The organism is Streptomyces sp. UNOC14_S4, assembly GCF_020740835.1.
Classification (GTDB): Bacteria; Actinomycetota; Actinomycetes; order Streptomycetales; family Streptomycetaceae; genus Streptomyces.
Window position 1 is genome coordinate 1 of record NZ_JAINFC010001032.1, and the last position, 688, is coordinate 688.

The following is a 688-nucleotide window of genomic DNA, read 5'->3' on the forward strand; positions in this document are numbered from 1 at the left end:
GAGCGTCATGCCGTCGCCGAGCAGCGAGACGGACGAGCCCAGCCACAGCCGTCCGAAGCCGCCGGAGCGCAGGACCCGGGCGTAGGCCGCCGCCGCGCTCACCTGCTGCTGCCGGGTGCCAGGGGGGCGGCGGGCGGCAGCAGGCCGCGCTCGCCGCGTTCGTGCGCGAGCAGCCAGCGCTTGATGTGCAGGCCGTAGTAGTAGCCGCCGAGGTTCCCGTCGGCGCGGCGGACGCGGTGGCAGGGCACGATCACCGGGACCAGGTTGTACGCGCAGGAGGCACCCGCCGCGCGCGCCGCGCCCGGCCTGCCCGCGGCGGCGGCCAGTTCCTGGTAGCTGATGGTGGTGCCGGGGGCGACCTGGCGCATCTCCCGCCAGGCGGCCAGCCGGAAGGCGCTGCCGGTCTGGACGACGGGCAGGGCGTCGATGGCGTCCAGTCGGCCGTCGAAATAGTCCTGGAGGGCCGACGCGCAGTAGGCGGGCGCGGTGTCCAGGACGCGCAGGGGCTCGGTGTGCCGGGGCGCGGGAAGTTCCGCCAGCAGGGTCTCCGGACGATCCGTCAGTCCGCTGGCGAGAATGCCCTGTTCCACGGTGACGAGGCTGAGGGGGCCGAGCGGGGTCGGCACCGTTGCGGCTTCCATGGATCGCGCCTTTCACGAGGGGGCGTACAGGGGACGGAGCGGTCAGG

The 688-nt window shown here is 74.6% G+C and carries 1 protein-coding gene; it reads right to left on the reverse strand.

From position 1 onward, the window contains the following. Nucleotides 1-98: 98 nt before the first annotated feature. Nucleotides 99-641 carry a methylated-DNA--[protein]-cysteine S-methyltransferase gene (locus K6I34_RS37745; RefSeq protein ID WP_229332510.1) on the reverse strand — a complete coding sequence of 181 codons (543 nt, stop codon included), beginning with the start codon at nt 639-641 and terminating at the stop codon, nt 99-101. Between the last annotated feature and the right edge of the window lie 47 nt (nt 642-688).

Coding starts and splice junctions, on each gene's coding strand:
- K6I34_RS37745 (WP_229332510.1), bottom strand. CDS start 641: ATGGAAGCCGCAACGGTGCCGACCCCGCTCGGCCCCCTCAGCCTCGTC.